The sequence below is a fragment of the Streptomyces sp. NPDC060028 genome (assembly GCF_042736725.1).
In the GTDB taxonomy this organism is placed as follows: domain Bacteria; phylum Actinomycetota; class Actinomycetes; order Streptomycetales; family Streptomycetaceae; genus Streptomyces.
On sequence record NZ_JBHWVJ010000044.1, the window covers coordinates 17,228 to 39,672 of the forward strand.

Genomic DNA, 22,445 nt, shown 5'->3' on the forward strand with positions numbered 1-22,445 from the left:
TTTTGTACCCGGTTTCGGCGGCCCGCCGCGATATCCGGGTTTTGCCCCTAGCCGGGGGGGCGCCCGGGGGGGGGGGCCCCGCGGGGCCCGCGGGCCCGAGTTCGTCGACCAGGGCCGCCAGGCTCTGCGGTCCGCGGGCGTTGGCGAGCTCCACCTCGTGGCCCGCGGCCACCAGGATCCGTGCGAGGGTCGAGCCGATCCGGCCTGTGCCGATGATGCCTGTCCGCATGGACGCTCCTTGTGGCCTGATCTGAACGGGCGGGTGTCAGTCCATGCCGATCCAGACCGACTTGGTCTGGGTGTAGCTCTCCAGCGACTCGGGTCCGCACTCGCGGCCGTAGCCGGAGGCCTTGTAGCCGCCGTAGGGCACGGAGGGGTCGTACTGGTTGTAGCAATTGACCCAGACCGTGCCCGCCTTGATCTGCGAGGCGACCCGGTGGGCGCGCCGGAGGTCCTTGGTGTGGACGCCGGCGGCGAGGCCGTACGCGCTGTCGTTCGCGAGGCGTACGGCGTCCTCCTCGGTGTCGAAGGGGATGACCGACAGGACCGGGCCGAAGATCTCCTCCTGGGCGATCCGCATGCTGTTGTCGACGCCGGTGAAGATGGTCGGCAGGAAGTACAGGCCCTGCTCGGAGGCTCCCTCGGGGGTCCAGCCGGTGCCGCCTGTGCGCAGTACCGCGCCTTCCTTCTCGCCGATCTCGATGTACGAGCCGACCTTGTCGAACTGGCCCCGGTGCGCGAGCGGTCCGAAGAGCGTGGCCGGGTCGCGCGGGTCGCCGGGCTTGAGGGCCGCGGCCCTTCGGACCAGGCGTTCGACCATCTCGTCGTGGATGGGGCGCTGCAGCAGCAGCCGGGAGCCGGCGGTGCAGATCTCGCCCTTGTTGTAGTAGATGCCGAAGAAGGCGAGCTCCTCGGCGGCGTCGAGGTCGGCGTCGGCGAAGACGATGTTGGCGGACTTGCCGCCGAGCTCCATCGTCACCTTCTTCAGGGTGCCGGCCGCCTTGCGGATGATGGACTGGCCCACCACGGTGGAGCCGGTGAAGGCGATCTTGTCGATGTCGGGGTGGGCGGTGAGGGTCTCGCCGAGTTCCACACCGGGGCCGGTGATGACGTTGAGCACCCCGTCCGGGATCTCCGCCTCCTGGAAGAGCTCGGCGATCTTCAGGGCGGTGAGCGGGGTGGCCGGCGAGGGCTTGTGGACGACCGTGTTGCCGGCCGCGAGGGCGGGGGCGATCTTCGTCATCGACAGCAGGAGCGGGAAGTTGAACGGGGTGATGGCGCAGACCACGCCCAGCGGCTCGCGCAGGGTGTACGCGAGCTGCCCGCCGGCCGGGGCCCGGGAGGAGCCGTCCACCCGGGTCACGGCGCCCGCGTAGTAGTGCATGAGCTGGGCGGCCATGGGGGCGTCGACGGTGCTGGAGAAGGCGAACGGCTTGCCCATGTCCACCGTCTCCAGGAGCGCGATCTCCTCCAGGTCGCGCTCGATGAGCTCGCCGACCCGGTTCAGCCGCAGCGCGCGTTCCTGTGCGGAGAGTCTGCTCCAGGGACCTTCCTCGTACGCCTTGCGGGCGGCGGCCACGGCCGCGTCCGCGTCGGCGGCGGTGGCCTGGGCCACCGGAACGATCTCCTGGCCGTCCACGGGGCTGATGTCCGGCTCGGTACGGCCGTCCCGGGCCTCGACCCAGGTGCCGCCGATGAACAGTTTCCCGGGGTTGGCCAAGGGCTGGTCGCTGAGCGCGCGCTTGGTCATGGCTTCCTTCCGGTGTCGGATGCGGGGCGGTGCTAGCCCTTCGCGAGCTGCGCCAAGAACGTCTCCGCGAGGGCCTTGGAGGAGTACGGGTTCTGACCGGTGGTGAGCCCCCGGTCCACGACCACGTGGGAGTCCCAGATCGCCTCGGCCTTCTCGTACCGCGCGCCGAGCCGGGTGAGCTCGGCCTCCAGGATCAGCGGGAGGCGGCCCGCCATGTTGGTGACCAGCTCCTCGCTGTGCGAGAAGGCCGTCATGCGGTAGCCCTCGAAGGGCCAGCGACCCTCGCCGTCGCGCAGTGCGAGCAGCGAGGTGTGGCCGTGGCAGACGGTGGCGAGCGGCTTGTCCTGGGCGATGGCCCAGCGCAGGATCTGGGCGAGCTCGTCGGACTTGGGGAGGTCGCCGATGGCGCCGTGGCCGCCGCTGACGTAGATGCCGTCGTACTCGGCGATGTCCTTCTCGCCGAGGGCCTCCAGGGCGATGGGGGCTCTGAGCTGGGGGGTGTTCTCGATGACCCGGACGTACCCGGCGGCGTTGGCCGCGTCCTCGTCCGGCGAGCCCTGCGGCCGCACCCACTGGAGGAACCGGGGGTCGATGCTGGTCTGGTCGACCGTGGGGGCCGCGCCCCCGATCGTCGCCACGTCCACGGTGTGGCCGGCGGCTTTGAAGAGGGTAAAGGGCACGACGAATTCCTCGGCCCAGAATCCCGAGGGGTGCTGTTCCCCGTCCAGCAGATGGAGTGTTGCCTTGGCCGTCATGACGACGAGAATCTTCATGACTCTTCTCCTTGTTCTGGATTCGCTGCCGATTCAACACGCCCCCCGCCAGGGGCGTAAGGGGGTGACGTCAGGCGCGCGATACTTCGTCACGTGCGTCCAACGCCGAGATGATGGTGCGGAATTCACCGACCAAGGGGTGGTCGGGGTGCGCTTCGGCGAATATGCGTTCACCGTAGAGGGCGGCCATTTCCGGGACGTACGGAAGGACTCCGGCCAGGGGCGCGCAATAGACCTCCTCCGCGCGCCGCCGGGCCGCCTCCCGGTCGATGCCCTCGGGGGCCATGCTCATCACCAGGACCCGCCGGCAGGACAACCGCCCGGTCAGGGCGATGGTCTCCTCGACCCCCAGGAGGTCGATCCGGTCGGCCCGCGCCATGATCATCAGCACGTCGGCGCTCGCCATGGCGGTCACCGACTCGTTGTTGAGTCCGGCGTGGGTGTCGAGCAGCAGCACGTCGAGGGCGTGGTGTCCGGCCAGCCGGTCGAAGCCCTCCGGCAGCAGCCCCACGTCGTAGCCGCTGGTCATGATCTCCCGCAGGGCAGCGGTCCCGGTCCGGGCCGGTACGACGTACAGCCCGGGGACGCCGGCCTGCTGGGCCGTGGCCTCGATCTCGCAGCGCCCGAGCAGGTAGTCGGCCAGGGAGGGACCGGGGCCGAGCCGGAAGAGCAGGTCCAGGGTGGGTGACTGGATGTCCGTGTCGACCACCCCCACCCGGCGCCCCTCGCCCGCGATGAGCAGGGCGAGGTTCGCCAGTACCGAGGACTTTCCGGTGCCGCCGCGGTGCGAGTGCACCACGATGGTCCATGCCATCAGGCCACGACCGTGTAGCCGCTGCCGCCCGCGTGCGGCCCCCGCGCCGCACGCGGCCGGTGCAGGGCCAGCATGGTGACGTCGTCGTGCTGTTCGGCTGTTCCCGTGTGTTCGAGTACGGCCATGTCCATCCGGTCGACCACCTCCCTGCCGCTCACCGGGGGGCCGGCGAGCAGCTCCAGCATCCGCTCGTCGCCGAGGAAGCTGCCGCTCGGGCAGCGCGCCTCGGGAACCCCGTCGGTGAATACGAAGAGGGTGTCACCGGGGTTCAACTGGGCGTAGCCGAGCGTGTACACGCAGTCGGGCAGCACTCCGACGGCCGGTCCTGTGACGTCCAGGGCGCGCGGCCGGCTGCCGTCGGCGGGCAGCAGCAGCGGCGGGTTGTGGCCGCCGTTGATGTAGACGAGGCTGCCGGTGAGCGGGTCGAGCACCCCGAAGAACAGGGTGGCGAAGTAGCCCTGCCGCAGGTGGTTGCGGGTCAGGTAGCCGTTGGTGGCGGTGACCGCGTTGAGCAGCGGCGTGGCGCCCACGACCGGGATCCGTCTGCTGCCGCCCGCCCGGCCGGCGGCCACCAGGTGCTGGAGGCCGCTGTTCTCGGCGGTGTGCCGCAGCAGCGAGCGGATGAGCGCCATGAACAGCGCGGCGCCCACGCCCTTGTCGCAGACGTCGGCGACGACGACGGCGAGGCGCCGGCCCCGGGAGATCTCGAAGACGTCGTAGAAGTCCCCTGCGACCTGCCGGGCGGGCCGGAACCGCACGTCGATCTCCCAGCCTTCGGGAACCGGCAGCGATTCCGGCAGGAAACCGGCCTGGATCTCCCGGCCGATCTCCAACTCCTTTTCGTATCCCATCAGTTCGGCGCGCGCGTCGGCCTCGCGCAGGGTGCGGCCGAGTCCGGCGCGCTCCGAGCAGCTGTGCAGACGGGCTCCGACCAGAGCGGGCAGGAAGGGCGGTACGAGGTAGTCGTGGCCGAGCCGGACGTGTTCCTCCAGGGCGCCGAACTCCGTCACGGTCCACACGACCACGATGGGGGCCCCGGTCCAGCGGCGCAGCCGGCGCACGGCGGTGCGCACCGCGTCCCCGTCGGCCAGGGCCGGGGAGAGCAGTACGTCCGCCACGGGCAGCTCGTCCTGTGGGCCCGACAGCAGTTCGGCGAGGGAACGCGGAACGAGCTCCGCGTCCATCCCCCGCAGCGCGTCGAGCAGTTCGAGCGGCGGGGGCGGGTACTCGTCGAGGATGATCACGGTCGTGGAGGGCATGGGTCCGTCCCCTCAGCCTTCACGGTCAGCGTGCTGATGTTGCGGCCGTCCCTGTGTACGTAACCGAACTCGTCCACGCTGGTCAGCGCCAGGTGGATGCCGAGGCCTCCGATCCGCCGACGCTCCGGGGGGACCCCGGGGACGGGCGGAAGGCGGCCGCCGACGGGGTCGAAGGCGGGCGCGGCGTCCTCGATGACGATCTGCACCCGTCCGGGGCCGGAGCGGCCGCGGACGGTGATCCGTCCGTCGCCGCCCCGGTACCCGTGCATCACGATGTTCGTGGCCAGCTCGTCCACGGCCAGCCGGATCCGGTACGCGGCGCCCTTGTCCAGACCCGCCCGGGCGGCCAGACGCAGGACGAACGAGGCGATGTCGCCCAGTGCCGCAAGGGTCGCCGGCACCTCCAGTTCGGCGGGCGTCCTCGCCGTTTTGACCACGTCATTCATCGGACCCGTACCCATGGGACTCACTCATCGGAGAGAACGATGCTGCGGTCCAGTCCGGCCGTCCGGATGGTCCGGGAGACGGGCTCGATGGCGCCGACCACCTTGATGGTGACGTGGTCGGACACCTTCTGCTGGGCGAAGACCAGGGAGCGCAGCCCGGCACTGGCCATGTAGCCGACGCCGGCCATCCTGATCTCGACGGTGCTGGTGCCGTGCCCGGCGGCCTTCTCGATGGTCTGGTGGAAGTCCGGCGCGGTCTTGGCGTCCAGCTCGCCCGCCAGTTCGATCACGGTGGTGTCGCCCTCGATGCTCAGGGACACGGAAAGCGGCATGTCAGGTCTCCTTCGGTGCGTGGACTAGAGCTCGGGGTCGGCATCGGGCGTACGGCCGACCAGGATCACGACGGAGCGCGGACCGATCAGGTACTTGCCGGCGTTCTCCAGTTCGAGCTCGGCGCCGGGGCTGCGGATGTCGTGCGGCGCCGGGGCCCCGGTGTCCGCGAAGAGGTGCCAGCTGCGACCGCCGGGCAGGGCGGGCAGTTCCAGGTCGTGCGGTTCCCAGTGCGCGTTCATGGCCACGTACACCACGTCGTCGTCCCCGGTGCCGCAGCGGGCCACCGCCAGCAGCCGGCTGTCCGCCGACCAGTCGGGCTGCCAGGCCCGCTCCCCGTGCCAGCTGATGTCGGGCAGCCCGAGGCTGTCCCGCAGCTGCCCGGTGGGGTGGGCGGTGGAGCGCAGCTCGCGGTGGTGCCCCCGGAAGGCGATCATCTCCCGTGTGAACCGGAGCAGTTCGGCGTTGGCGTCGACCTGGTCCCAGTCGAACCAGGACAGTTCGTTGTCCTGGCAGTACGTGTTGTTGTTGCCCTGCTGGGTGCGCGCGACCTCGTCCCCGGCCAGCAGCATCGGGATGCCCTGGCTGGTGAAGAGGATCGCGAGGGCGTTCTTCATCTGGCGTCGGCGCAGCGCGCCCACCTCGGGGTCGTCGGTCGGCCCCTCGGCCCCGCAGTTCCAGCTGGCGTTGTCGTTGCCGCCGTCGTTGTTGCCCTCGCCGTTGGCCTCGTTGTGCTTGTCGTTGTACGAGACCAGGTCCGCGAGGGTGAAACCGTCGTGCGCCGTCAGGAAGTTCACCGACGCCGAGGTCCCGCGGCTGGAGTAGAGGTCGGGCGAGCCGGCGATGCGGGTCGCGAGCTCCCCGGTCACCCCGGGGTCGCCCTTGAGGAAGCTGCGCACGGTGTCGCGGTACTTCCCGTTCCACTCCGCCCAGCGGCCGTACGCCGGGAAGTTTCCGACCTCGTAGAGGCCGCCCGCGTCCCACGCCTCGGCGATGAGCTTGGTGTGCCGCAGGACCGGGTCGTAAGCGAGGAGCTCCAGCAGCGGCGGGTTGGGCAGCGGGGTGCCGTCCAGGGCGCGGCCCAGGATGGCCGCGAGGTCGAAGCGGAAGCCGTCGACGTGGTAATCGGCGACCCAGTGGCGCAGGCAGTCGAGCACGTAGTTGCGCACCACGGGGTGGTTGCAGTTGACCGTGTTGCCCGTGCCGCTGAAGTTGAAGTAGTACCCCTCCGGCGTGAGCATGTAGTACGTGGCGTTGTCGAGGCCCTTGAAGGAGATGGTCGGGCCCAGCTCGTTGCCCTCGGCGGTGTGGTTGAAGACGACGTCGAGGATGACCTCGATGCCGGCCGCGTGCAGGTCCTTGATGAGGGTGCGGAACTCGTCGCCCTGCATCCCGTAGCGTCCGGTGGCCGCGTAGCCGGCCTTGGGAGCGAAGAACGAGACGGTGTTGTAGCCCCAGTAGTCGTGGAGCCGCTCGCCGGTCTCCGGGTTGGTGCGCGGGTTGTCGCACTCGTCGAACTCGAACACCGGCAGGAGCTCGACGCAGTTGACGCCGAGTTCCTTCAGGTACGGGATCTTCTCGCGCAGCCCCGCGAAGGTGCCGGGCGCGGTGACGCCCGAGGAGGGGTGCCGGGTGAAGCCGCGCACGTGGGTCTCGTACACGACGAGGTCCTCGGCGGGGATGCCCAGCGGGGTGTCGTCGCCCCAGTCGAAGTCCTGGAGGCAGACGCGGGAGCGGTACTGGTAGCCGCGGCTGTAGTCCGGCTCCACGCCCCACACGTCGCGGCCGGCGATGAGCCGGGCGTACGGGTCGGAGAGGATCTGCCGGGCGTCGAAGCGGTGGCCGCTGACCGGGTCGTACGGGCCGTCGGCGCGGTAGCCGTACTCGATGTTCTCGTGGTCGAGGCCGAAGACCGTCATGGCGAAGACGCTGCCGGTGCGGAACTCCTCGGGGAATGCCAGCTCGGCCATCGGCTCGGGCTCTCCGCGCTTGAAGATGACCAGGGTCATGGAGGTGGCCTGGTCGGAGAAGACGGAGAAGCTGACCCCGCCGGGGACCACGCTGGCCCCGAAGGGGAACGGTTTGCCGGCGCGGACGCGGTACCCGCCCACCTCGTGGGTCGGGTACGCGTCGACGCGCAGGACCTGCTCGGAGTGGGACTCGCTCATCGCGCGGCCCGCGCCTTGGCGCCGGCGGTGGCCTTGGCGGTGGCTGCCTCGGCCTCACCGGTGGAGAAGAAGTCGAGGAATCCGGTGGCCGACATGACGAACCGGACTTCCTCGCTCACCCCGTAGAGGGTCACCGCGACCCCGGCGTGCTGGGCTTCGCGGTAGACCACGAGCAGGGTGCGCAGGCCCGCGCTGGAGACGTACGTGACGGCCGTGAGGTCGATGCGCAGCGGCCGGCCCTCGCGGACCAGGGGCAGCAGGGCCTGCAGCAGCGATCCGGACGTCTCGCTGTTGATCTCGCCGGTGGCGACGAGCACGGTGCCCGTCTTGTTACGGCGTTCCTTCACGTTCAGTGTCATTGCTTTCCCCTCATGTTGGGGCGCCCCCCGTTGAGCGCTATGAAGTCACCGGCCGCAGCCGGACCTTGACCTTGACCCGTCCCTGGACGTCGGGGAGGTGGACGGTGAGCTCGTCCGCGTCGAATTCCTCGTACGGCTTCTCGTCGATCTCCACGGACGCGATCCGTACCGAGCCCGCGGGCAGCAGGTCGGGCGAGACGCGCAGGACGCGGTCGGGCAGGCCGGCCGGGTCCGGCTGGAAGTGGAAGTCCATCTCCCGCCCGTTGACGAGCAGGTTGTTGTAGACCGCGGAGAGGTAGCAGAGCTCCGCCGAGTGGTACATGGACATCGAGTGGCTGCCCTTGAGCCGCTCCGTGCCGAGCAGGTACGGCGTCCCGCTGGCGAGCACGTTGAAGTAGACGGCTCCCTCGTCGTGGTCGAGGAAGAAGGTGTTGTAGAAGGCCTGCGCCTGCCGGGCCTCGCGCAGGAACGCGTCGCCGCCGACCGTGCCGCCCAGGATCAGGTAGGCGAGGATCGCCTGCTCCTGCTGCCACCAGGCCTTTCGGTCGTGCCAGGCGAAACGATACGTCTCCTGGTCCCCCTGCTTCACCCGCTCGACGACGTCGTACCAGCCGCCGCGCTGCAGGTCGCTGCCGACCGCCGGCATGATCTCGCCGATCTTGCGGGCGAGCTCCTCGTAGGCCGGCTTGGCCTTCAGCGAGTTCATCCGCATCAGGTTCCAGGCGATCTTGAGGTTGTGGCCGACCACCGCGCGGTTCTGCTGCCAGCTGTGCGCGGTGTCGTGGGACCAGTCGCGGTGGAAGCGCTCCTGGACGAAGGGGCTGTTCTCGTAGTCCGGGAACTTGTCCGCGATGGTGTCGAAGGTGTACTCGAGGAAGTCGGCGTACTTCTGCTCGCCGGTCGCCAGGTACAGGTTGATCAGGTACGCGGGCGCGTGGTCGCCGACCGAGTTCCAGTTCTTGCGCTCGGCGTTCTCGCCCAGGGACTCGTGGTCCGCGCTGAAGAGGATCGGGTCGATGTGCGAGTAGTAGCCGCCTTGCTCCGGGTCGAAGAAGAACTTGTCGAAGAGCCGGATGGTGGCGTCCGCGTCGTTCTTGATCCGGATGTCACCGGTGACCCGGTACGTCTGGACGGGCCCGGCCAGCGCGTAGATCTGCTCGTACATCGGGATCGCGTCGTAGTCGTCGGAGAACTCCGAGGTGAACAGCTTGCGTTCGCTGTCACCGTCGACGCTGATGCCGTGGTACCAGAAGACCACGTCCTCCTCGCTGTCGACGACCCGCATGTGCTTGCGCAGGTATTCGGTGCCGCGCTCGGCGACCTCCAGGTACTCGTCCTTGCCGGTCAGCAGATAGGCCGAGGCCATGCCGTAGACCAGGCGGGAGATCGTGTCGGTCTCCTGGACGTGGCTGGCGGTCTTGTCGCCGCCGAGCCGGATCTCGGTGCGGTACCCGTTGAAGTCGACCGGCCCGTCACCGAACTGCGCCCGCTTGTAGAAGTCGGCCAGCGATTCGATCTGCTTGATCCACCAGCTGGGCTCCTCGAACCGGTGGTCCTCGGCACCGCGGCCCACGAACACCAGGCGCTTGGCGTCGAAGCGGCCGCCGCGCTCCGGGTAGTGGATCCCGTAGACGAAGAGGAACCGGCCCGGCGAGAGCATCTCGTCGATGTGCCCGGAGGCGTCGACGTACGGCTCGTCCAGGTTGCGGACCAGCTCGGCACTCGGATCGCCGGCCAGCGAGACGTCGAACTCGCGGCCGTCCGAGGTCTTCAGCCGCAGCAGACGGGTACCGGAGTCGAAGCGGACGACGTAGCCCGCGATGGTGTCGGAGAAGGAGAAGCTCACGGCATCCGCCATGTCATGCACCGTCCTTGTCGTGAGTGCTGTCGTCCTCGTATCCCTGGCTGACCTCGACGATGACCCCGTCGGGATCGCGCACCCACACGGTCCGCCACCCGCAGATGAAGTCGTCGAAGTCCAGCGGCCCCAGGGTCACTTCCGCCGCGTCGCCCAGCTCCGCCAGGAACGCGTCCACGCTGTCGGTCTGGAAGGCCAGGTGGCGCATCCGTCCCGGGGCCTGCGGCCCGTCGTCGTGGCCCTCGCCGGCCGGTTCGGCGCCGGCCGCGAAGAGCTCCAGGTACGCGTCCCCCTTGCGCAGGAACACGATCCGCACCTCTCCGAGATCGACCACCCGGGCCCGGGCGAAGCCGAAGTACCGGGTGTAGAACTCCTCGGTGGTCCTCTGGTCCGTGCAGTTCAGGCCCACGTGGGACCAGATCATCGGGCCCGGCATCAGCCGGCCCTCCGCGCACCCCGCCCGGCCGCGATCAGCTCGATGATCCGGCGGGCGAACAGGTGGTGGTGGGCGCCGGTGCGGCCGGTGACCAGGTCGCCGTCGACCACCACGTCCTCGTCGACGTACTCCCCGCCCATGTTGCGGACGTCGCCGATGAGGTTGTTGTGGCAGACCACCTTGCGGCCGCGCACCTTGCCCGGGATCGAGGAGGCCAGCCACATGCCGTGGCAGATGATCCCCTTGAGGACGGTGGGCTCCTCGAACGCCCGGCGCAGCAGCTCCGTCGCCGGAGCCAGTACGTCCACGTCCTCGGTGTAGCGCAGCCGGTCGGCCACCATGCCCGAGGGCACGATGATCGCCGCGTACCCGCGCAGCTCCGCGTCGCTCAGCCCCTCCAGGGACTTGCCGGCCGTGAACGGCGCCCGGTACTCGTGGCCGGAGAAGGTGAGGGAGTCGTTGCCCCACAGCCGGGTCAGGAAGTCGACCTCGGCGCCCTCCTCGGCGAAGCGGTGCCGGTAGTAGAAGATCTCGGGCTCGTAGAAGTCGCTCTCGACCAGGACCGCGATCCGGGTCCCGGACAGCGCACCCTCGCGCAGTACGGCGTCAGGCACGGGAGTCCCCCTTGAGGAAGTCCGCCGCGCGCTCGGCGATCATCGCGATGGCGGTGTGGCAGTTGCCCGACGGAACGGCGGGCATCACGCTGGCGTCGACGACGCGCAGGTTCCGTACGCCGTGCACCCGCAGCCGGGGGTCGACCACGGAGAGGTCGTCGATGCCCATGCGGCAGGACCCGGCCTGGTGGTGGTAGCTCTCCGACTTCTGCTTCACGAAGGTGTGCAGGTCCGCGTCGCTGACGTGGCCCGGCCCCGGCTGGAGCTCCTGCTTGTACCAGGGCGAGAAGGCGGAGGTCGCGAAGATGTCCCGGGCGAGCTTGACGCCCTGCACCATGCGCTCCAGGTCCCACCGGTCGCCCAGGTAGTTCGGGTTGATCAGCGGGTGGGCCAGCGGATCGGCGCTCGCGAGCCTGATCCAGCCGCGCGAGACCGGCCGTACCACCCCGGGCAGGATGGACACCGTGTTCGGGTGGTCCCGGCCCACGATCACGTCGAACGGCACGTGGACGAAGGCGATCTGCAGGTCCGGGGCGGGCAGTCCGGGCTGCGAGGACAGGAACAGCGCGCTCTCCGACAGGTTCTGCGCCGGCGGCGGGAGCTCCTGGGTGACCTCGGCCATCAGCCCGGTCAGGACGTGGTTGTGGAAGTTCTCGCCGACCCCGGGCAGCGCGGCGACGGTCCCGATGCCGTGCGCGGCGAGCTGCTCGGGATGCCCGATCCCGGAGAGCAGCAGCAGCTTCGGGGACTCGATCGCCCCGGCCGCCACGATCACCTCGCGGCGGACCCGTACGGTGTGCAGACCCGGCTCGGCGGGCGTGCTGTGGCCGTCGCGCACGGTCCGGCCGGGGAACTTCGCCGGCGGGGCGAGCTGGGCGTACTCGACGCCCGTGCAGGTGTCGCCGTCGAAGAGCAGCCGGGTGCTGTGCGCGCTGGTGCGCAGGGTCAGGTTCGAGCGGTCGAGCGCCGGCTCCAGGTAGGAGGCCAGGACGCCCTGGCGGCGGCCCTCGGCCACGTCCAGGTGGTGCCAGCCGGCGCCGAACAGCCCGCCCCGGGGCCCGTCGGTGTTGAAGTCGGCGATCTCCTGGTGGCCGAGCTCGACGGCGGCGTCGATGAAGGCGCGGGAGACCGGGTTGGGGCCGTGCCACCCGGCGTTGGTGATCCGCTGCGGGCCGCGGGTGCCGGTGGTGGGCGCGGTGGCGTCCTCCTGGCCCTCCAGGAGGGTGAAGTAGGGGAGCACGTCCTCGTACGCCCAGCCGGCCGCGCCCTGGTAGGCCCAGTTGTCGAAGTCCGAGGCGTGCCCCCGGATGTGCATCATGATGTAGAGGTTGCTGCTGCCGCCGGGGGCCTTGCCGCGCGGTTCGTACGTACGGCGGCCGTCGAGGCCGGGCTGTGGGACGCTGGTGTAGCCCCAGTCGACGGGCCCGCCGAGCAGTTTGTACCAGGAGGACGGGTCGTCCACCTCGGGCGGGATCCGGGGGCCGCCGGCCTCCAGGACGAGGACGGAGACGTCCGGGTCCTCGGAGAGCCGGCCGGCCAGGACGCTGCCGGCGGTGCCGGAGCCCACGATCACGTAGTCGTACTCGGCGTCGTTTGCCACGAGTTCGCCCCCTCAGCCCTGGCTCAGCACCTGGAAGGGGACGGTGTCGTGGTGGTTCGCCATGTAGGCGATCTTTCCGTCCACGATCCGGAAGAAGTTCATGACCTCGGCCTCGATGGGCTCGCCGGAGGCGCTGACCGCGGTCAGGTGCGAGACCGCCGCCGCCTTCTCCCCGTCGACGAGGAAGTGCACGGGCTCGTTCCGGAAGACCCGGTACATCGTGCCCATGCCCTTCATCATCGACCGCAGCACGTCCAGGCCCTCGATGTGGCCGGCCAGTTGCTCGTCCATGACCTGGTCGTCGGCGAAGAGATCGCACCAGCGGTCCCAGTCCCCGGCGTTGGCGTACTCGTAATACTTCCGAAGGACTTCGGTGTGGCTCTCTCGTGCATCCATGGCCTCGCTCATCCCCCTCATCCCCTATCGGTCCCTGCGGGTGCCGTCCGGCGCGAACGGCGCCCAGAACTGGCTGAAGGCGGTGGCCGAGTCGCCGAACAGCCCGTCGCGGCCCTCGACGATCCGGCCGTCCCGCCAGCGCATGAAGTGGAAGACCGGGTAGTCCATCCGCTCGTACGGGGACCGGCTCGACTCGTCCGCGCCACCGCGCAGGGCGACGTTGCGACACACGTCAGCGGAGCAGTCCTCGCCCACGAGGACGGCCTCCAGGTCCATCCGGAAGGTGCCGCCGGTGAGCTTGTGGGTCTGCCCCATCAGCTCCAGGAAGGCGTCCAGGCTCTCGTACCAGCCGGCGAGCGGGTGGTTGCCCGGCACCAGCCAGCGCAGGTCCTCGGAGTAGTACTCCAGGATGCGCGTCCGGTCGCCGGAGCCGAGGGCGGCGTAGGCCAGCCCGACCCGCTCCCTTGTCACTTCGGTCATCGTCGCCGCCCTCTCACAGCGAGCCGGAACCGGGCAGGGGCGCCAGGTCGTTGACGGTGTACTGCTTGATCAGCGGTCCGTCGGGGCCCGCGACCACCGTCCAGGTCTGGTCGGCGTCGAAGCCGAGCCACTGGCTGCGGGCGGCCGGCGGGTCCCAGACCTTGGCCTGCCAGTTGACGAGGACCCGGACGATCGCCCGGTCGCCCTCGATGACGGGCTCCACCTTCGCGACCGTGTGCACCTCGTCGAAGAACCGGTGGGTGACGGCCTGGTACCAGCGGCCGAAGCCCTCGTACCCGAGGAAGGTGTCCTCCGGGACCTTGAACTCCAGGTCCTCGGTGATCATGGCCAGTACCCGGTCCGGCGCGAGGTGCTGGTCCAGCGCCACGTACCAGTTCTCGGCGAACGTGCGGATCGCGTCCTCGGTCAGCTGCCGCTCGGCGGGCATGCGGTCTCCTCCTGTCCTGTGAGCGACGTCCTTTGAGAGACGTCCTTTGAGGGGTGTCCTTTGAGGGGTGTCCTTCGAGGGGTGTCAGATCTGGACGTCGACGAGGAACGGTCCGGGGTGGGCCAGCATCCGGCCGACCGCGGCGACCGCCTCGTCCGGCTTCTCCACCCGCATCCCGCCCGCGCCGAGCGACCGGGCCAGCCCGGCGAAGTCGATCTCGGGGCGGGAGAGGTCGAAGGAGCCGGGGAAGCCGTGCTCCGGGATCTCCCGCTCCCGCCAGTACCGGGCGATGTTGTCGTCCAGCAGCCGGTACTTGCGGTTGTTGCAGACCACGAACTTGGCATCGATGCCGTGCCGGGCCGCGGTCCACAGCGCCTGGTACGTGTACATCGACCCGCCGTCGCCCGCGAAGCCGACGACGAGCCGGTCCGGGTGGGCGAGCTTGGCGCCGACCGCGCCGGGGAAGCCCACCCCGAGCGAGCCGCCCCGGGTCAGGTGGTAGTCCCCGGGCCGCTCCGCGGGCAGGTACCTCGTCACCAGCGGGGAGGTGGTGAGCGCCTCGTCGAAGACGATCAGGTCCCCCGCGGAGCGCTCGGCCAGGGTCCGCAGGAAGACCGCCATCGGCGAGCCGTCGGCCTTCGCGTCGTCGCCGGCCGCCCGGACGGCCCGCGCACGCTCCCGGGTGCGCGCATCCAGCCGGCCCGCCGCGGCCGCCCGCTGCCGCGGGGTGAGCAGGTGCTCCAGTACGCCGGCCAGCGCGCGGAGCGCCTGCTTGGGGTCGGCGGCGAGGCCGAGGTCCACGGGGTGGTTCTTGGCGATCTCGTAGGCGTCGAGGTCGATGTGCACGACCTTCGCGCCCGGCCGGAAGGGGCTCTCCAGCTCCGGGAAGACCTCGGGGAAGACATAGGTGCCGACGATCAGCACCCCGTCCGCGTCCCCGATCAGCTCCTTGCTGTGCGGGCCGAACATGTGGCCGCTCTGGCCGCGGCGCAGCGGGTGCGAGGCCGCGATGTTCACCTCGGAGGAGTCCACCTCGTACACGTCGGCGCCGAGCAGTTCGGCGACGGCCGCGAGCTCGTTCTGCGCTCCGGAGAGCGAGACCCCGTCGCCGACGAGGACGACCGGCCGGTCGGCGGAGGCGAGCAGTCCGGCCGCGCGCCCCACCGAGGCGGGCGAGGGTGCCACGTCCGTGAGCGGCACCGTGGCGGGCAGTACGGGCTCGGAGTTGAGCTCGTCCAGCACGTCCATCGGCAGCGCCACGAACACCGGGCCGCGCGGCGGGGTCAGGGCGATCTTGACCGCCCGGCGGATGGTGCGGAGCACCGAGTGCCGGTCGGTGACCCGGGTGGCGTACTTGGTCACCGGCTTGGCCATCGCCACCAGGTCGCAGGCCATCTGTGCGTCCATGGCGTCGTAGCGCACCCCGGCGTCACCGGCGACCACGACCAGCGGGGTGTGGCCGCGCAGCGACTGGTAGAGCATCCCGATGCCGTTGCCGAGCCCCACCCCGGAGTGGAGCTGGAGCAGGGCGGCGCCGCCGGTGGCCCGGGCGTAGCCGTCGGCGATGCCGGCGGCCACGGTCTCCTGGAGGGCGAGGACGTAGGTGAAGTCCTCCGCCGCGTCCACCGCGTCGAGGAATCCCTGTTCCACCGTCCCCGGATTTCCGAACATCACATGCAGACCGTCGGCCTTGAACTGCTCGATCAGCCTTTCCCGTCCGGGAGTGGCTTCGGAACCCATCGAAATCCCCCTCTTATCCCGTGCGTTGCCGGGACGCTCCGGAATTACCAGCCGTACCGGGTGAGGCCGTTCTCCAGGACTTCCACGATCTTCTGCCCCGTGAGATAGGAGTCGGGGGTGGAACGGCCGGTCACGAACGGGAAGTCGACGATCACCGAAAGAGGGTGTCCGAAATTCCCGTGGTACGCGCCGAGCGGTCCGGTCGCATCGCGCAGGATGTATTCCAGCGGGTACGGCGGCGGCCCCATGTTGAAATCGGTACCGAGAAAACCGGTGCCGTCCTTGTAGTCGTACTCCTTGCAGTGGCCGGTCACGTGCTTGCCCCAGATGATGCTCTTGCGGTCGCCCCAGTCCCGGGCGAAGGCCAGGCAGGCGACCCCGTAGCACTCGGCCGCCACCACCTTGCCGGCGTTCTTGAAGGCCAGGACGAGGGCGTGCACGCGCTCGTTGTTGGCGAGGTCGGCGATCGGGCCGCTGCCGCCGACGATGAGGATCGCGGCGTAACCGGCGATGTCGGCCTGGAGTTTGTCCAGTTCGCGGTGGTATTGCTCCAGCTTGGGCAGATAGGCCGGGTCACTCGTGTAGGGGCGCTCGGGGGCCCACGCCTCGATGTCCAGGGGGGAGTCGAGCCGGCTCGACTGCTCGAACTCGCGCCCCAGCCGGGCGTTCTCCTCGGTGGTGACCGAACGTCCCAGTGGAGGATCGATGTACTTCGCGTCGAGGCTCGGCGGAAGAGCGTGCGCACGCTTTCCGGTCGGCGTGGCGAATACGACGTCATAGCCCTGCTCGTCGAACCTGGATACGGGGCCTATCAGCTCCTCGGCCCAGTAACCGTGTTCGGAGACAATGACCAGAATCTTTCTGCTCACGGATTCCTCCAGGCGCCGCCTGTTGTCGTTGGCGTCCCCCACACTGGCCGTGCCCGGAGCCTGCGTCAAAGCGCCGGTATGCGACTTGGTGAGGTAGCGGCCCAGGTCATGGGGGCACCTCAGGAAGTCGCCCGTGGACATCATGAAGTCGCTTCAGGACTACCTGACTTCGGCCGAATCGCTGAACCATTACAACGGGCGCGTCCTATGGTCTGGACGCGTCGTGAATCACGGGCGCGGGACATGAGGAGAGGGACGGGGACGATGACGAGGGAACTGTTGTGCCGACACATCGATCAGATACGTCCGGTGAAGCCCGGTACCGAGGGCTGCGAGGAATGCCTCGTCTCCGGCGACACCTGGGTGCACCTGCGGATGTGCCTGAGCTGCGGGCACGTCGGATGCTGCGATTCCTCGAAGAACCGTCACGCCACCCGGCACTACGGCGCCACCGGGCACCCCGTCGCGGCTTCCCACGAGCCCGGTGAGGACTGGGCCTGGTGCTACGCCGACAAGCTGATGCTGGACCCGGCATGAGCGCGGCCCCGGAGAGCCCGGCTCCCAGGACCGCCCCCACCAACGAGCACGCGACCGAGCACGCGACCCGGCACGCGACCGAGCGCGCGGAGAACAAGAAGCCCGTCATCCTGGCCGTGGACGACGACCCACAGGTGCTGCGCGCCGTCCGCCGGGACCTGCGCAGCGCCTACGGCGACCGCTACCGGGTGCTCGGCGCCTCCTCGGCCGCCGACGCCCTCAAGATCCTGGACTCCCTGGACGAGCGCGGCCACGACCCGGCCCTGTTCCTCGTGGACCAGCGGATGCCCGACGTCACCGGCGTCGAGTTCCTCCTCGAAGCCGTCAGCCGCTTCCCGGACGCCCGCCGCGTGCTGCTGACGGCGTACGCCGAGACGGACGCGGCGATCACCGCCATCAACCGGGTGCGGCTGGACTACTACCTGCTCAAGCCGTGGGACCCGCCGCACGAGCGGCTCTTCCCCGTACTCGACGACCTGCTCTCCGACTGGCTCGCCACCTACCGCCCGGCGTACGACGGGATCATCGTCGCGGGCCACCTGGTCTCCCCCGGCACCCACGCCGTCCGCGACTTCTTCACCCGTAACGGCCAGCCCTTCCGCTTCCTCAACGTCGAGCGGGACCCGGAGGCGCTGACCGTGATCGCCGCCGCCCAGGCCGACGCGGCGCTCCCGCTGGTGCGCTTCCCGGACGGCTCCGTGCTCTCCGCGCCCACCGACACCGAGCTCGCCCGGCGCCTGGGCCTGGCCACCACCGCCTCGCGCCCGCACTACGAGTGCGTCATCGTCGGCGCCGGCCCCGCGGGCCTCGCGGCGGGCGTCTACTCGGCCTCCGAGGGGCTGTCCACGCTCATGCTGGACTCCCGCGCCCCGGGCGGCCAGGCCGGCACCTCCAGCCTGATCGAGAACTACCTCGGCTTCCCCTCGGGCCTCTCCGGCGGGGACCTGACGCGGCGCGCCACCATCCAGGCCTCCCGGTTCGGCGCCGAGATCCTGCACCCGGTGGAGGTGGTCTCGCTGACCCGCGACGACCCGGCCAAGATCCTGACGCTGGCGGACGGTACGGAGATCAGCGCCGAGACGGTGCTCCTGGCCACGGGCGTCTCGTACAACCGCCTCCAGGCGCCGGGCGCGGACCGCTTCGAGGGCGCCGGCCTGTACTACGGGGCGGCCACCACGGAGAGCTCGGCGTGCATCTCGCAGCACGTGTTCATCGTGGGCGGCGCCAACTCGGCCGGCCAGGCGGCGGTGCACTTCGCCAAGTACGCGGCCCGGGTCACGATCCTGGTCCGCGCGCGGTCCCTGGACGCCAGCATGTCCCGCTACCTGATCGACGAGATCGAGCGCACCCCCCACATCGAGGTCCGGGCCCACACGACGGTGGTCTGCCTGGACGGCGACGAACACCTGGAGCGCATCACCCTGCACGACTCGGTGACGGGCGAGGACGAGGAGATCCCGGCGCGCTTCATGTTCACCTTCATCGGCGCCCGCCCGCACACGGACTGGCTGTCGAACGTCGTGGAGCGCGACGGCCACGGATTCGTGCTCACCGGCTCCGACCTGATCTCCAACGGCGGCGAACTCCCCGAGGAGTGGAGTCTGGAGCGGGCCCCCTATCCGCTGGAGACCAGCGTCCCCGGCGTCTTCGCGGCGGGCGACGTACGGGCCCACTCGGTCAAGCGGGTCGCCTCGGGCGTGGGCGAGGGCGCGATGGCGGTGTCGCTGATCCACCGGTACCGCTCGATGGGCTGAGAGCGAACGCGGACGCGAACCGCTTGCGATCAAGCCCACTACGGATGCAACGTTGATTACATGATTACATCCGAGCTCAACGAGCAGCAGAGCGAACAGCTCCGCACGTGGTTCGCGGACCGCCTGCCGGTGGACGTCTACGAGTCCCTGACCGAGGTGGCCCTCGACCGCGAGGAGATCACGGTCGTCGGCACCATCCCGGCGACCGAGTCGGTCAAGGAGTTCCGCGAACGCACGCGGGAACAGCGCATCGAGGTCGCGCGCGAGGCGGAGGACCTCTACCGCCGCAAGGTCGCCTGGGCCGTGCAGTCGGGTGAGGAGCGGACCGTCTTCACCCACCTCGCGGTCCCGGTGATGACCCGCCTGCGCCAGCCCGAGCGCCAGGTCCTCGACACCCTGGTCGCCGGAGGCGTGGCGCGCAGCCGCGCCGACGCACTGGCCTGGTGCGTCCGCCTCGTCGCGCGCAACACGGACGAGTGGCTCACGGAGCTCCGGGACTCCCTGGCCAAGGTGCAGCAGGTCCGCGCGGAGGGCCCCGATGTCACAGACTCCAGGAAGTCTGCGTCATAAGGACGAAAGCGCCCCACACCCGCGCATGATCCCGAAAGGGTTGGCGGCGACCCACACCCCGTCCGAGGGAGAGGCACGCACCATGACCACGACCGTCGAATACATCCGCTACCGGATCGCATTGGACGACCAGCCGGCCTTCGAGGAGTCGTACCGGAAGGCCGCCGAGGCCCTGGCCGCCTCACCCGAGTGCGTCGACTACGAACTGGCCCGCTGCGAGGAGGAGAAGGAGCGCTACATCCTGCGCATCCGCTGGACCTCCGTCGACGCGCACCTCAACGGATTCCGCAAGGGCGAGCACTTCCCGGCGTTCTTCAGCGCGATCCGTCCGTACGTGACGGCCATCGAGGAGATGCAGCACTACCTCGTCACCGCGGTGGCCGGCCCGGGAAAGGCCGCCGAACAGTCATGACCAACAGCACCACACCCACCATCTACGCGTGGATGGGCGGGGCGGAGGCGATGAACCGCCTCACCGACGCCTTCTACGCCCACGCCCTGCGGGACGAGATCCTGGCCCCGGTCTTCGCGGGCATGGACGCGGAGCACCCCCGGCACGTCGCGGTCTGGCTGTCGGAGGTCTTCGGCGGCCCGGCGCAGTACACGGCCCACCACGGCGGCCACCAGCACATGGCCACCAAACACCTGGGCCGCGGCATCACCGAGAAGCAGCGCCGCCGCTGGGTGGACCTGCTGATGGACACGGCCGACGAGGTGGGCCTGCCGTCGGACCCGGAGTTCCGCGCGGTCTTCGCGTACTACATCGAGTGGGGCACCCGCATGGCCCTGATCTACTCGGGACCCAACCCGCCCCCGGTCGACGCGGCCAAGATCCCCGTCTGGTCCTGGGGCCAGACCCCGCCCTGGATCCCGAAGGGCTGACCGTTCCGGCGCGTGAGGCGAGTGAGGCGCGGGATCCGGGGCCCGGCCCCGGCGGACGACCCGCGCCTCAGCGCCCGGCGGTCGGCTCGCGCCGCGGCGGCTCGGCCACCAGCACGGTCAGGCCGGGACCGTCACCCTCGCGCCAGAAGTCCACGGCCTCCTCCAGGACCTCCCGCAGGGTGTCCCAGTCGTCCGGCCGCACGGCGGCAAAGGCCCGCCACGAGGTCACGACCAGCAACCGCCCCGGCGGATCCGCGTCCGGCAGCCACGACAGGTCGCGCAGCGCATCCGCCAGCGCGTCCCAGTTGCCCCCGAAGTACTCCGGCACCCGCAGCGCGTCCCCGCACCGCCGCATCAGCCCGGTCTTGCTCCGTACGCCGTCCAGGTCCAGCCGTACCGTCGTCCACCCCGCCTCCTCGGCGGCGGCCAGGGCAGGGGTCAGCGGCTGAGGATCCAGCGTCATCGGAGAACCGCCTCGAAGGTCTTGTAGTGGTCGTCCGTGTAGAAGAACTCCCCACCCTCACCGGTCACGATCCGCCGTGCCCCGCGGTCCCGCTCCCCCGGCGTCTTCACCGTGAACTCGTGGTAGTAGCCGCGCTTCTGCTTGGGCAGGGCCTTCTCGAAGTTCCCGAAGACCGTCCCGTCCTGCCGGTACGCGTACGGCCCGCCCTTGTCGATCAGCGCAAGGACGTCCCGGGCCTGCTGCGGCAACTCGGCAGCCCGTACGGTCGCCATCCCCTTCGCCCACCCGGGCGTCGACGGGACGGCACCCGGCGAACCGGCGCCGGTACTGGCGGCGGGCGCGGGACTCTTCGCACTGCATCCCACCGCACCCACCAGCGCCGCACAGAGGAACACGGCCCCCAGCAAACGCAGCAACGATCGGGGCACGTTCCGAAAGATCATGCACCGATCGTGCCAAATATCCGATTCGCTCGCGAATCGCGTAACGCCCGCACCGGCCGAGGCCTCAGAGCGCGGCCATCTTGGTGTAAGGGCTCAGGACTCGTTTCTGGACCGAACCGAAGTCAACGAGGACAGCGATCCCCTCCTCGATACCGACGACACGGCCGAGACCGTGTTCATCGTGAGTAACCCGGTCGCCCACGCTGAACTGCCGTACCGGCGGTTCCACGGGGGCCTTGAACGGGCTGGACGGCAAATGGCGGCGAGGTACTGCTGACTTTGTCATTGGAACCAGTATGCGCCCCAGAGGCCGCCGCACGGTCCGCCGTTCGGATCTCAATTACGGCACCATCCGCATCAGCGAACACCGCGGAGCCGTGTTTGGACGCCATTCGTCCGAAGAATCCGAACAATCACTCGTCGGGGTCGGCCCGCTCCAGCGCCGGCCGCAGCCCGGGCTGCGACTCGGTCAGCAGGTAGTCCGCGACGGCCGTGTCCGTGACCAGGCTGGTCACCAGCCCCGACCGCAGCACCGCCCCGATCGCGGAAGCCTTCCGCAGCCCGCCGGCGATGGCGACCACCTCGGGGATCCGGCGCAGCCGGTCCGCCTCCACGGTGATGCACCGCTCGCCGAGGTCCCGGCCCACCCGGCGGCCCTCTGCGTCAAACAGGTGAGCCGACATCTCGGCCGCCACACCGAGGGAGGCGTAGTGCGCCCGCTCCTCGTCGGTCAGCATGTCGTGGACGGTGGAGATGCCCGGCTCCCAGGAGCCGATCGACACCGCCGCGACCGTGACCTTGTCGAAGTACTCGAAGGCCCGCGCGATCCCCGTCTGGCCCCGCAGCGCTGCCGCGGTGGCCGGATCGGGCAGCAGCATCGGCGCGTAGATCGGGTGCGCGTCGCCCCCCGAGACCTGCGCGGCCCTGCGGACGGCCTCCACGGACCCGCGCTCGGCGGTGCCCGCGTCGTACACCCCGGTCAGCTGGACCACGGTGCAGGGAGGCAGCCGGTGCAGGGAGGCGGCCATGTGGATGGTCGAGCGGCCCCACGCCAGGCCGAGCACGTCGCCCTCGTTGACCAGCTCGCCGAGGAGATCGGCGGCGACCGCGCCCAGGTTCTCGGGGTCCGGCGCGTCCTCGGTGGCATCGGCCGGGGACTCGACCACCACCGCGTGCCGCAGCCCGTACCGGGCGCGCAGCGCGTCCGAGCGCTCCGCGTCGAGCTCGGCGGGCACCCGGATCTCGATCCGTACGAGGTCGCGCTCCAGGGCCGTCTCGAGGACCCGGGCCACCTTGAAGCGGCTCACGCCGAACTCCTCGGCGATCTGGATCTTGGACTTGCCCTCCAGGTAGAAGCGGCGCGCCATGGCCGCCGCCTGCACCAGCTCCGCGGGTCCCATCCGCAGGGCTGACCGTCCCGCCGACATTGCAGACACCGCGTTCTCCTCACTGCTGT

27 protein-coding genes are annotated in these 22,445 nt (G+C 70.1%); 5 read left to right on the top strand and 22 right to left on the bottom strand.

The features are described from left to right. From ACFWBF_RS22065 to ACFWBF_RS22150, 18 genes are all read right to left on the bottom strand, one after another. The coding region (locus ACFWBF_RS22065) for an NAD(P)-binding domain-containing protein (protein WP_385604427.1) at nucleotides 1–229 on the bottom strand (229 nt) is incomplete at its 3' end. Between the two features lie 36 nt (nucleotides 230–265). Then, nucleotides 266–1,750: an aldehyde dehydrogenase family protein gene (locus ACFWBF_RS22070; RefSeq protein ID WP_385604430.1), complete on the bottom strand. Its 1,485-nt coding sequence runs from the start codon at nucleotides 1,748–1,750 to the stop codon at nucleotides 266–268. A gap of 32 nt (nucleotides 1,751–1,782) precedes the next feature. Further along, nucleotides 1,783–2,523: a type 1 glutamine amidotransferase domain-containing protein gene (locus ACFWBF_RS22075; RefSeq protein ID WP_385604433.1), complete on the bottom strand. Its 741-nt coding sequence runs from the start codon at nucleotides 2,521–2,523 to the stop codon at nucleotides 1,783–1,785. 70 nt (nucleotides 2,524–2,593) lie between these two features. Next, the gene (locus ACFWBF_RS22080) at nucleotides 2,594–3,337 is read right to left on the bottom strand and encodes a MinD/ParA family protein (RefSeq protein ID WP_385604436.1); all 744 of its coding nucleotides are present in this window, start codon (nucleotides 3,335–3,337) and stop codon (nucleotides 2,594–2,596) included. Beyond that, on the bottom strand, nucleotides 3,337–4,596 hold the full coding sequence (locus tag ACFWBF_RS22085; RefSeq protein WP_385604439.1) for a PP2C family protein-serine/threonine phosphatase: 1,260 nt from the start codon (nucleotides 4,594–4,596) through the stop codon (nucleotides 3,337–3,339). The genes ACFWBF_RS22080 and ACFWBF_RS22085 overlap by 1 nt, the downstream gene beginning before the upstream one ends. Then, a complete protein-coding gene (locus tag ACFWBF_RS22090) occupies nucleotides 4,578–5,057 on the bottom strand; it encodes an ATP-binding protein (RefSeq protein ID WP_385604442.1) in 480 nt (159 codons plus the stop codon). Before ACFWBF_RS22090 ends, ACFWBF_RS22085 begins: the two co-directional genes overlap by 19 nt. 5 nt (nucleotides 5,058–5,062) lie before the next feature. Further along, complete coding sequence (locus ACFWBF_RS22095; protein ID WP_385604445.1) at nucleotides 5,063–5,374, bottom strand: STAS domain-containing protein; 312 nt, start codon at nucleotides 5,372–5,374, stop codon at nucleotides 5,063–5,065. Nucleotides 5,375–5,398: 24 nt separating this feature from the next. Next, nucleotides 5,399–7,540, bottom strand: coding sequence for a glycogen debranching protein GlgX (gene glgX, locus ACFWBF_RS22100; RefSeq protein ID WP_385604448.1), 2,142 nt, complete (start codon nucleotides 7,538–7,540; stop codon nucleotides 5,399–5,401). Further along, nucleotides 7,537–7,899, bottom strand: coding sequence for an STAS domain-containing protein (locus tag ACFWBF_RS22105; RefSeq protein WP_385604451.1), 363 nt, complete (start codon nucleotides 7,897–7,899; stop codon nucleotides 7,537–7,539). The genes glgX and ACFWBF_RS22105 overlap by 4 nt, the downstream gene beginning before the upstream one ends. Before the next feature lie 37 nt (nucleotides 7,900–7,936). Next, a complete protein-coding gene (locus tag ACFWBF_RS22110; RefSeq protein ID WP_385604454.1) occupies nucleotides 7,937–9,757 on the bottom strand; it encodes an AGE family epimerase/isomerase in 1,821 nt (606 codons plus the stop codon). A 1-nt stretch (nucleotide 9,758) separates the two neighbouring features. After that, nucleotides 9,759–10,181 (bottom strand): VOC family protein, encoded by a 423-nt coding sequence (locus ACFWBF_RS22115; protein ID WP_385604456.1) that lies wholly within the window; start codon nucleotides 10,179–10,181, stop codon nucleotides 9,759–9,761. A gap of 11 nt (nucleotides 10,182–10,192) precedes the next feature. Next, nucleotides 10,193–10,807 carry a DJ-1/PfpI family protein gene (locus ACFWBF_RS22120; RefSeq protein ID WP_385604459.1) on the bottom strand — a complete coding sequence of 205 codons (615 nt, stop codon included), beginning with the start codon at nucleotides 10,805–10,807 and terminating at the stop codon, nucleotides 10,193–10,195. Continuing rightward, nucleotides 10,800–12,407 (bottom strand): GMC family oxidoreductase, encoded by a 1,608-nt coding sequence (locus ACFWBF_RS22125; RefSeq protein WP_385604462.1) that lies wholly within the window; start codon nucleotides 12,405–12,407, stop codon nucleotides 10,800–10,802. The genes ACFWBF_RS22120 and ACFWBF_RS22125 overlap by 8 nt, the downstream gene beginning before the upstream one ends. A gap of 12 nt (nucleotides 12,408–12,419) precedes the next feature. Further along, complete coding sequence (locus tag ACFWBF_RS22130) at nucleotides 12,420–12,803, bottom strand: nuclear transport factor 2 family protein (protein WP_385604465.1); 384 nt, start codon at nucleotides 12,801–12,803, stop codon at nucleotides 12,420–12,422. A 24-nt stretch (nucleotides 12,804–12,827) separates the two neighbouring features. Beyond that, complete coding sequence (locus tag ACFWBF_RS22135) at nucleotides 12,828–13,283, bottom strand: nuclear transport factor 2 family protein (RefSeq protein ID WP_385604467.1); 456 nt, start codon at nucleotides 13,281–13,283, stop codon at nucleotides 12,828–12,830. A 13-nt stretch (nucleotides 13,284–13,296) separates the two neighbouring features. Continuing rightward, the gene (locus ACFWBF_RS22140) at nucleotides 13,297–13,731 is read right to left on the bottom strand and encodes a nuclear transport factor 2 family protein (protein ID WP_385604470.1); all 435 of its coding nucleotides are present in this window, start codon (nucleotides 13,729–13,731) and stop codon (nucleotides 13,297–13,299) included. An 84-nt stretch (nucleotides 13,732–13,815) separates the two neighbouring features. Continuing rightward, nucleotides 13,816–15,471, bottom strand: a complete 1,656-nt coding sequence (locus tag ACFWBF_RS22145) for a thiamine pyrophosphate-binding protein (protein WP_385604473.1) — start codon at nucleotides 15,469–15,471, stop codon at nucleotides 13,816–13,818. Nucleotides 15,472–15,515: 44 nt separating this feature from the next. After that, complete coding sequence (locus ACFWBF_RS22150; protein ID WP_385604476.1) at nucleotides 15,516–16,340, bottom strand: type 1 glutamine amidotransferase domain-containing protein; 825 nt, start codon at nucleotides 16,338–16,340, stop codon at nucleotides 15,516–15,518. Between the two features lie 264 nt (nucleotides 16,341–16,604). Here ACFWBF_RS22150 and ACFWBF_RS22155 point away from each other — a divergent pair, with 264 nt between their 5' ends. The 5 genes from ACFWBF_RS22155 to ACFWBF_RS22175 all read left to right on the top strand — a co-directional run bounded on the left by ACFWBF_RS22155 (nucleotide 16,605) and on the right by ACFWBF_RS22175 (nucleotide 20,083). Further along, nucleotides 16,605–16,877 carry a UBP-type zinc finger domain-containing protein gene (locus ACFWBF_RS22155; protein ID WP_385604478.1) on the top strand — a complete coding sequence of 91 codons (273 nt, stop codon included), beginning with the start codon at nucleotides 16,605–16,607 and terminating at the stop codon, nucleotides 16,875–16,877. Continuing rightward, nucleotides 16,874–18,631, top strand: coding sequence for an FAD-dependent oxidoreductase (locus ACFWBF_RS22160; protein WP_385604481.1), 1,758 nt, complete (start codon nucleotides 16,874–16,876; stop codon nucleotides 18,629–18,631). Before ACFWBF_RS22155 ends, ACFWBF_RS22160 begins: the two co-directional genes overlap by 4 nt. A gap of 60 nt (nucleotides 18,632–18,691) precedes the next feature. After that, entirely contained in the window at nucleotides 18,692–19,201 is a 510-nt protein-coding gene (locus tag ACFWBF_RS22165; protein WP_385604483.1) for a hypothetical protein, read from the top strand. An 82-nt stretch (nucleotides 19,202–19,283) separates the two neighbouring features. Continuing rightward, nucleotides 19,284–19,613: a putative quinol monooxygenase gene (locus ACFWBF_RS22170; protein WP_385604486.1), complete on the top strand. Its 330-nt coding sequence runs from the start codon at nucleotides 19,284–19,286 to the stop codon at nucleotides 19,611–19,613. Continuing rightward, a complete protein-coding gene (locus ACFWBF_RS22175; RefSeq protein WP_385604489.1) occupies nucleotides 19,610–20,083 on the top strand; it encodes a group II truncated hemoglobin in 474 nt (157 codons plus the stop codon). The genes ACFWBF_RS22170 and ACFWBF_RS22175 overlap by 4 nt, the downstream gene beginning before the upstream one ends. A gap of 67 nt (nucleotides 20,084–20,150) precedes the next feature. On the opposite strand, the gene ACFWBF_RS22180 is transcribed toward ACFWBF_RS22175, so the two are convergent. From ACFWBF_RS22180 to ACFWBF_RS22195, 4 genes are all read right to left on the bottom strand, one after another. Then, nucleotides 20,151–20,546: a barstar family protein gene (locus ACFWBF_RS22180; RefSeq protein WP_385604492.1), complete on the bottom strand. Its 396-nt coding sequence runs from the start codon at nucleotides 20,544–20,546 to the stop codon at nucleotides 20,151–20,153. Beyond that, nucleotides 20,543–20,989 carry a ribonuclease domain-containing protein gene (locus ACFWBF_RS22185; protein ID WP_385604494.1) on the bottom strand — a complete coding sequence of 149 codons (447 nt, stop codon included), beginning with the start codon at nucleotides 20,987–20,989 and terminating at the stop codon, nucleotides 20,543–20,545. Before ACFWBF_RS22185 ends, ACFWBF_RS22180 begins: the two co-directional genes overlap by 4 nt. A gap of 64 nt (nucleotides 20,990–21,053) precedes the next feature. Then, nucleotides 21,054–21,275, bottom strand: coding sequence for a CarD family transcriptional regulator (locus ACFWBF_RS22190; protein WP_365918320.1), 222 nt, complete (start codon nucleotides 21,273–21,275; stop codon nucleotides 21,054–21,056). A 127-nt stretch (nucleotides 21,276–21,402) separates the two neighbouring features. After that, nucleotides 21,403–22,416 (bottom strand): sugar-binding transcriptional regulator, encoded by a 1,014-nt coding sequence (locus ACFWBF_RS22195; protein ID WP_385224917.1) that lies wholly within the window; start codon nucleotides 22,414–22,416, stop codon nucleotides 21,403–21,405. Nucleotides 22,417–22,445 lie beyond the last annotated feature (29 nt).

Bases quoted from the DNA above. Each gene is read 5' to 3' on its own strand.
- ACFWBF_RS22135 (WP_385604467.1), bottom strand. From the start codon at position 13,283: ATGACCGAAGTGACAAGGGAGCGGGTCGGGCTGGCCTACGCCGCCCTC.
- glgX (WP_385604448.1), bottom strand. From the start codon at position 7,540: ATGAGCGAGTCCCACTCCGAGCAGGTCCTGCGCGTCGACGCGTACCCG.
- ACFWBF_RS22110 (WP_385604454.1), bottom strand. From the start codon at position 9,757: ATGGCGGATGCCGTGAGCTTCTCCTTCTCCGACACCATCGCGGGCTAC.
- ACFWBF_RS22095 (WP_385604445.1), bottom strand. From the start codon at position 5,374: ATGCCGCTTTCCGTGTCCCTGAGCATCGAGGGCGACACCACCGTGATC.
- ACFWBF_RS22180 (WP_385604492.1), bottom strand. From the start codon at position 20,546: ATGACGCTGGATCCTCAGCCGCTGACCCCTGCCCTGGCCGCCGCCGAG.
- ACFWBF_RS22195 (WP_385224917.1), bottom strand. From the start codon at position 22,416: ATGTCGGCGGGACGGTCAGCCCTGCGGATGGGACCCGCGGAGCTGGTG.
- ACFWBF_RS22160 (WP_385604481.1), top strand. From the start codon at position 16,874: ATGAGCGCGGCCCCGGAGAGCCCGGCTCCCAGGACCGCCCCCACCAAC.
- ACFWBF_RS22155 (WP_385604478.1), top strand. From the start codon at position 16,605: ATGACGAGGGAACTGTTGTGCCGACACATCGATCAGATACGTCCGGTG.
- ACFWBF_RS22140 (WP_385604470.1), bottom strand. From the start codon at position 13,731: ATGCCCGCCGAGCGGCAGCTGACCGAGGACGCGATCCGCACGTTCGCC.
- ACFWBF_RS22090 (WP_385604442.1), bottom strand. From the start codon at position 5,057: ATGGGTACGGGTCCGATGAATGACGTGGTCAAAACGGCGAGGACGCCC.
- ACFWBF_RS22105 (WP_385604451.1), bottom strand. From the start codon at position 7,899: ATGACACTGAACGTGAAGGAACGCCGTAACAAGACGGGCACCGTGCTC.
- ACFWBF_RS22145 (WP_385604473.1), bottom strand. From the start codon at position 15,471: ATGGGTTCCGAAGCCACTCCCGGACGGGAAAGGCTGATCGAGCAGTTC.
- ACFWBF_RS22175 (WP_385604489.1), top strand. From the start codon at position 19,610: ATGACCAACAGCACCACACCCACCATCTACGCGTGGATGGGCGGGGCG.
- ACFWBF_RS22185 (WP_385604494.1), bottom strand. From the start codon at position 20,989: ATGATCTTTCGGAACGTGCCCCGATCGTTGCTGCGTTTGCTGGGGGCC.
- ACFWBF_RS22130 (WP_385604465.1), bottom strand. From the start codon at position 12,803: ATGGATGCACGAGAGAGCCACACCGAAGTCCTTCGGAAGTATTACGAG.
- ACFWBF_RS22075 (WP_385604433.1), bottom strand. From the start codon at position 2,523: ATGAAGATTCTCGTCGTCATGACGGCCAAGGCAACACTCCATCTGCTG.
- ACFWBF_RS22190 (WP_365918320.1), bottom strand. From the start codon at position 21,275: ATGACAAAGTCAGCAGTACCTCGCCGCCATTTGCCGTCCAGCCCGTTC.
- ACFWBF_RS22085 (WP_385604439.1), bottom strand. From the start codon at position 4,596: ATGCCCTCCACGACCGTGATCATCCTCGACGAGTACCCGCCCCCGCCG.
- ACFWBF_RS22070 (WP_385604430.1), bottom strand. From the start codon at position 1,750: ATGACCAAGCGCGCGCTCAGCGACCAGCCCTTGGCCAACCCCGGGAAA.
- ACFWBF_RS22115 (WP_385604456.1), bottom strand. From the start codon at position 10,181: ATGATCTGGTCCCACGTGGGCCTGAACTGCACGGACCAGAGGACCACC.
- ACFWBF_RS22165 (WP_385604483.1), top strand. From the start codon at position 18,692: ATGATTACATCCGAGCTCAACGAGCAGCAGAGCGAACAGCTCCGCACG.
- ACFWBF_RS22080 (WP_385604436.1), bottom strand. From the start codon at position 3,337: ATGGCATGGACCATCGTGGTGCACTCGCACCGCGGCGGCACCGGAAAG.
- ACFWBF_RS22170 (WP_385604486.1), top strand. From the start codon at position 19,284: ATGACCACGACCGTCGAATACATCCGCTACCGGATCGCATTGGACGAC.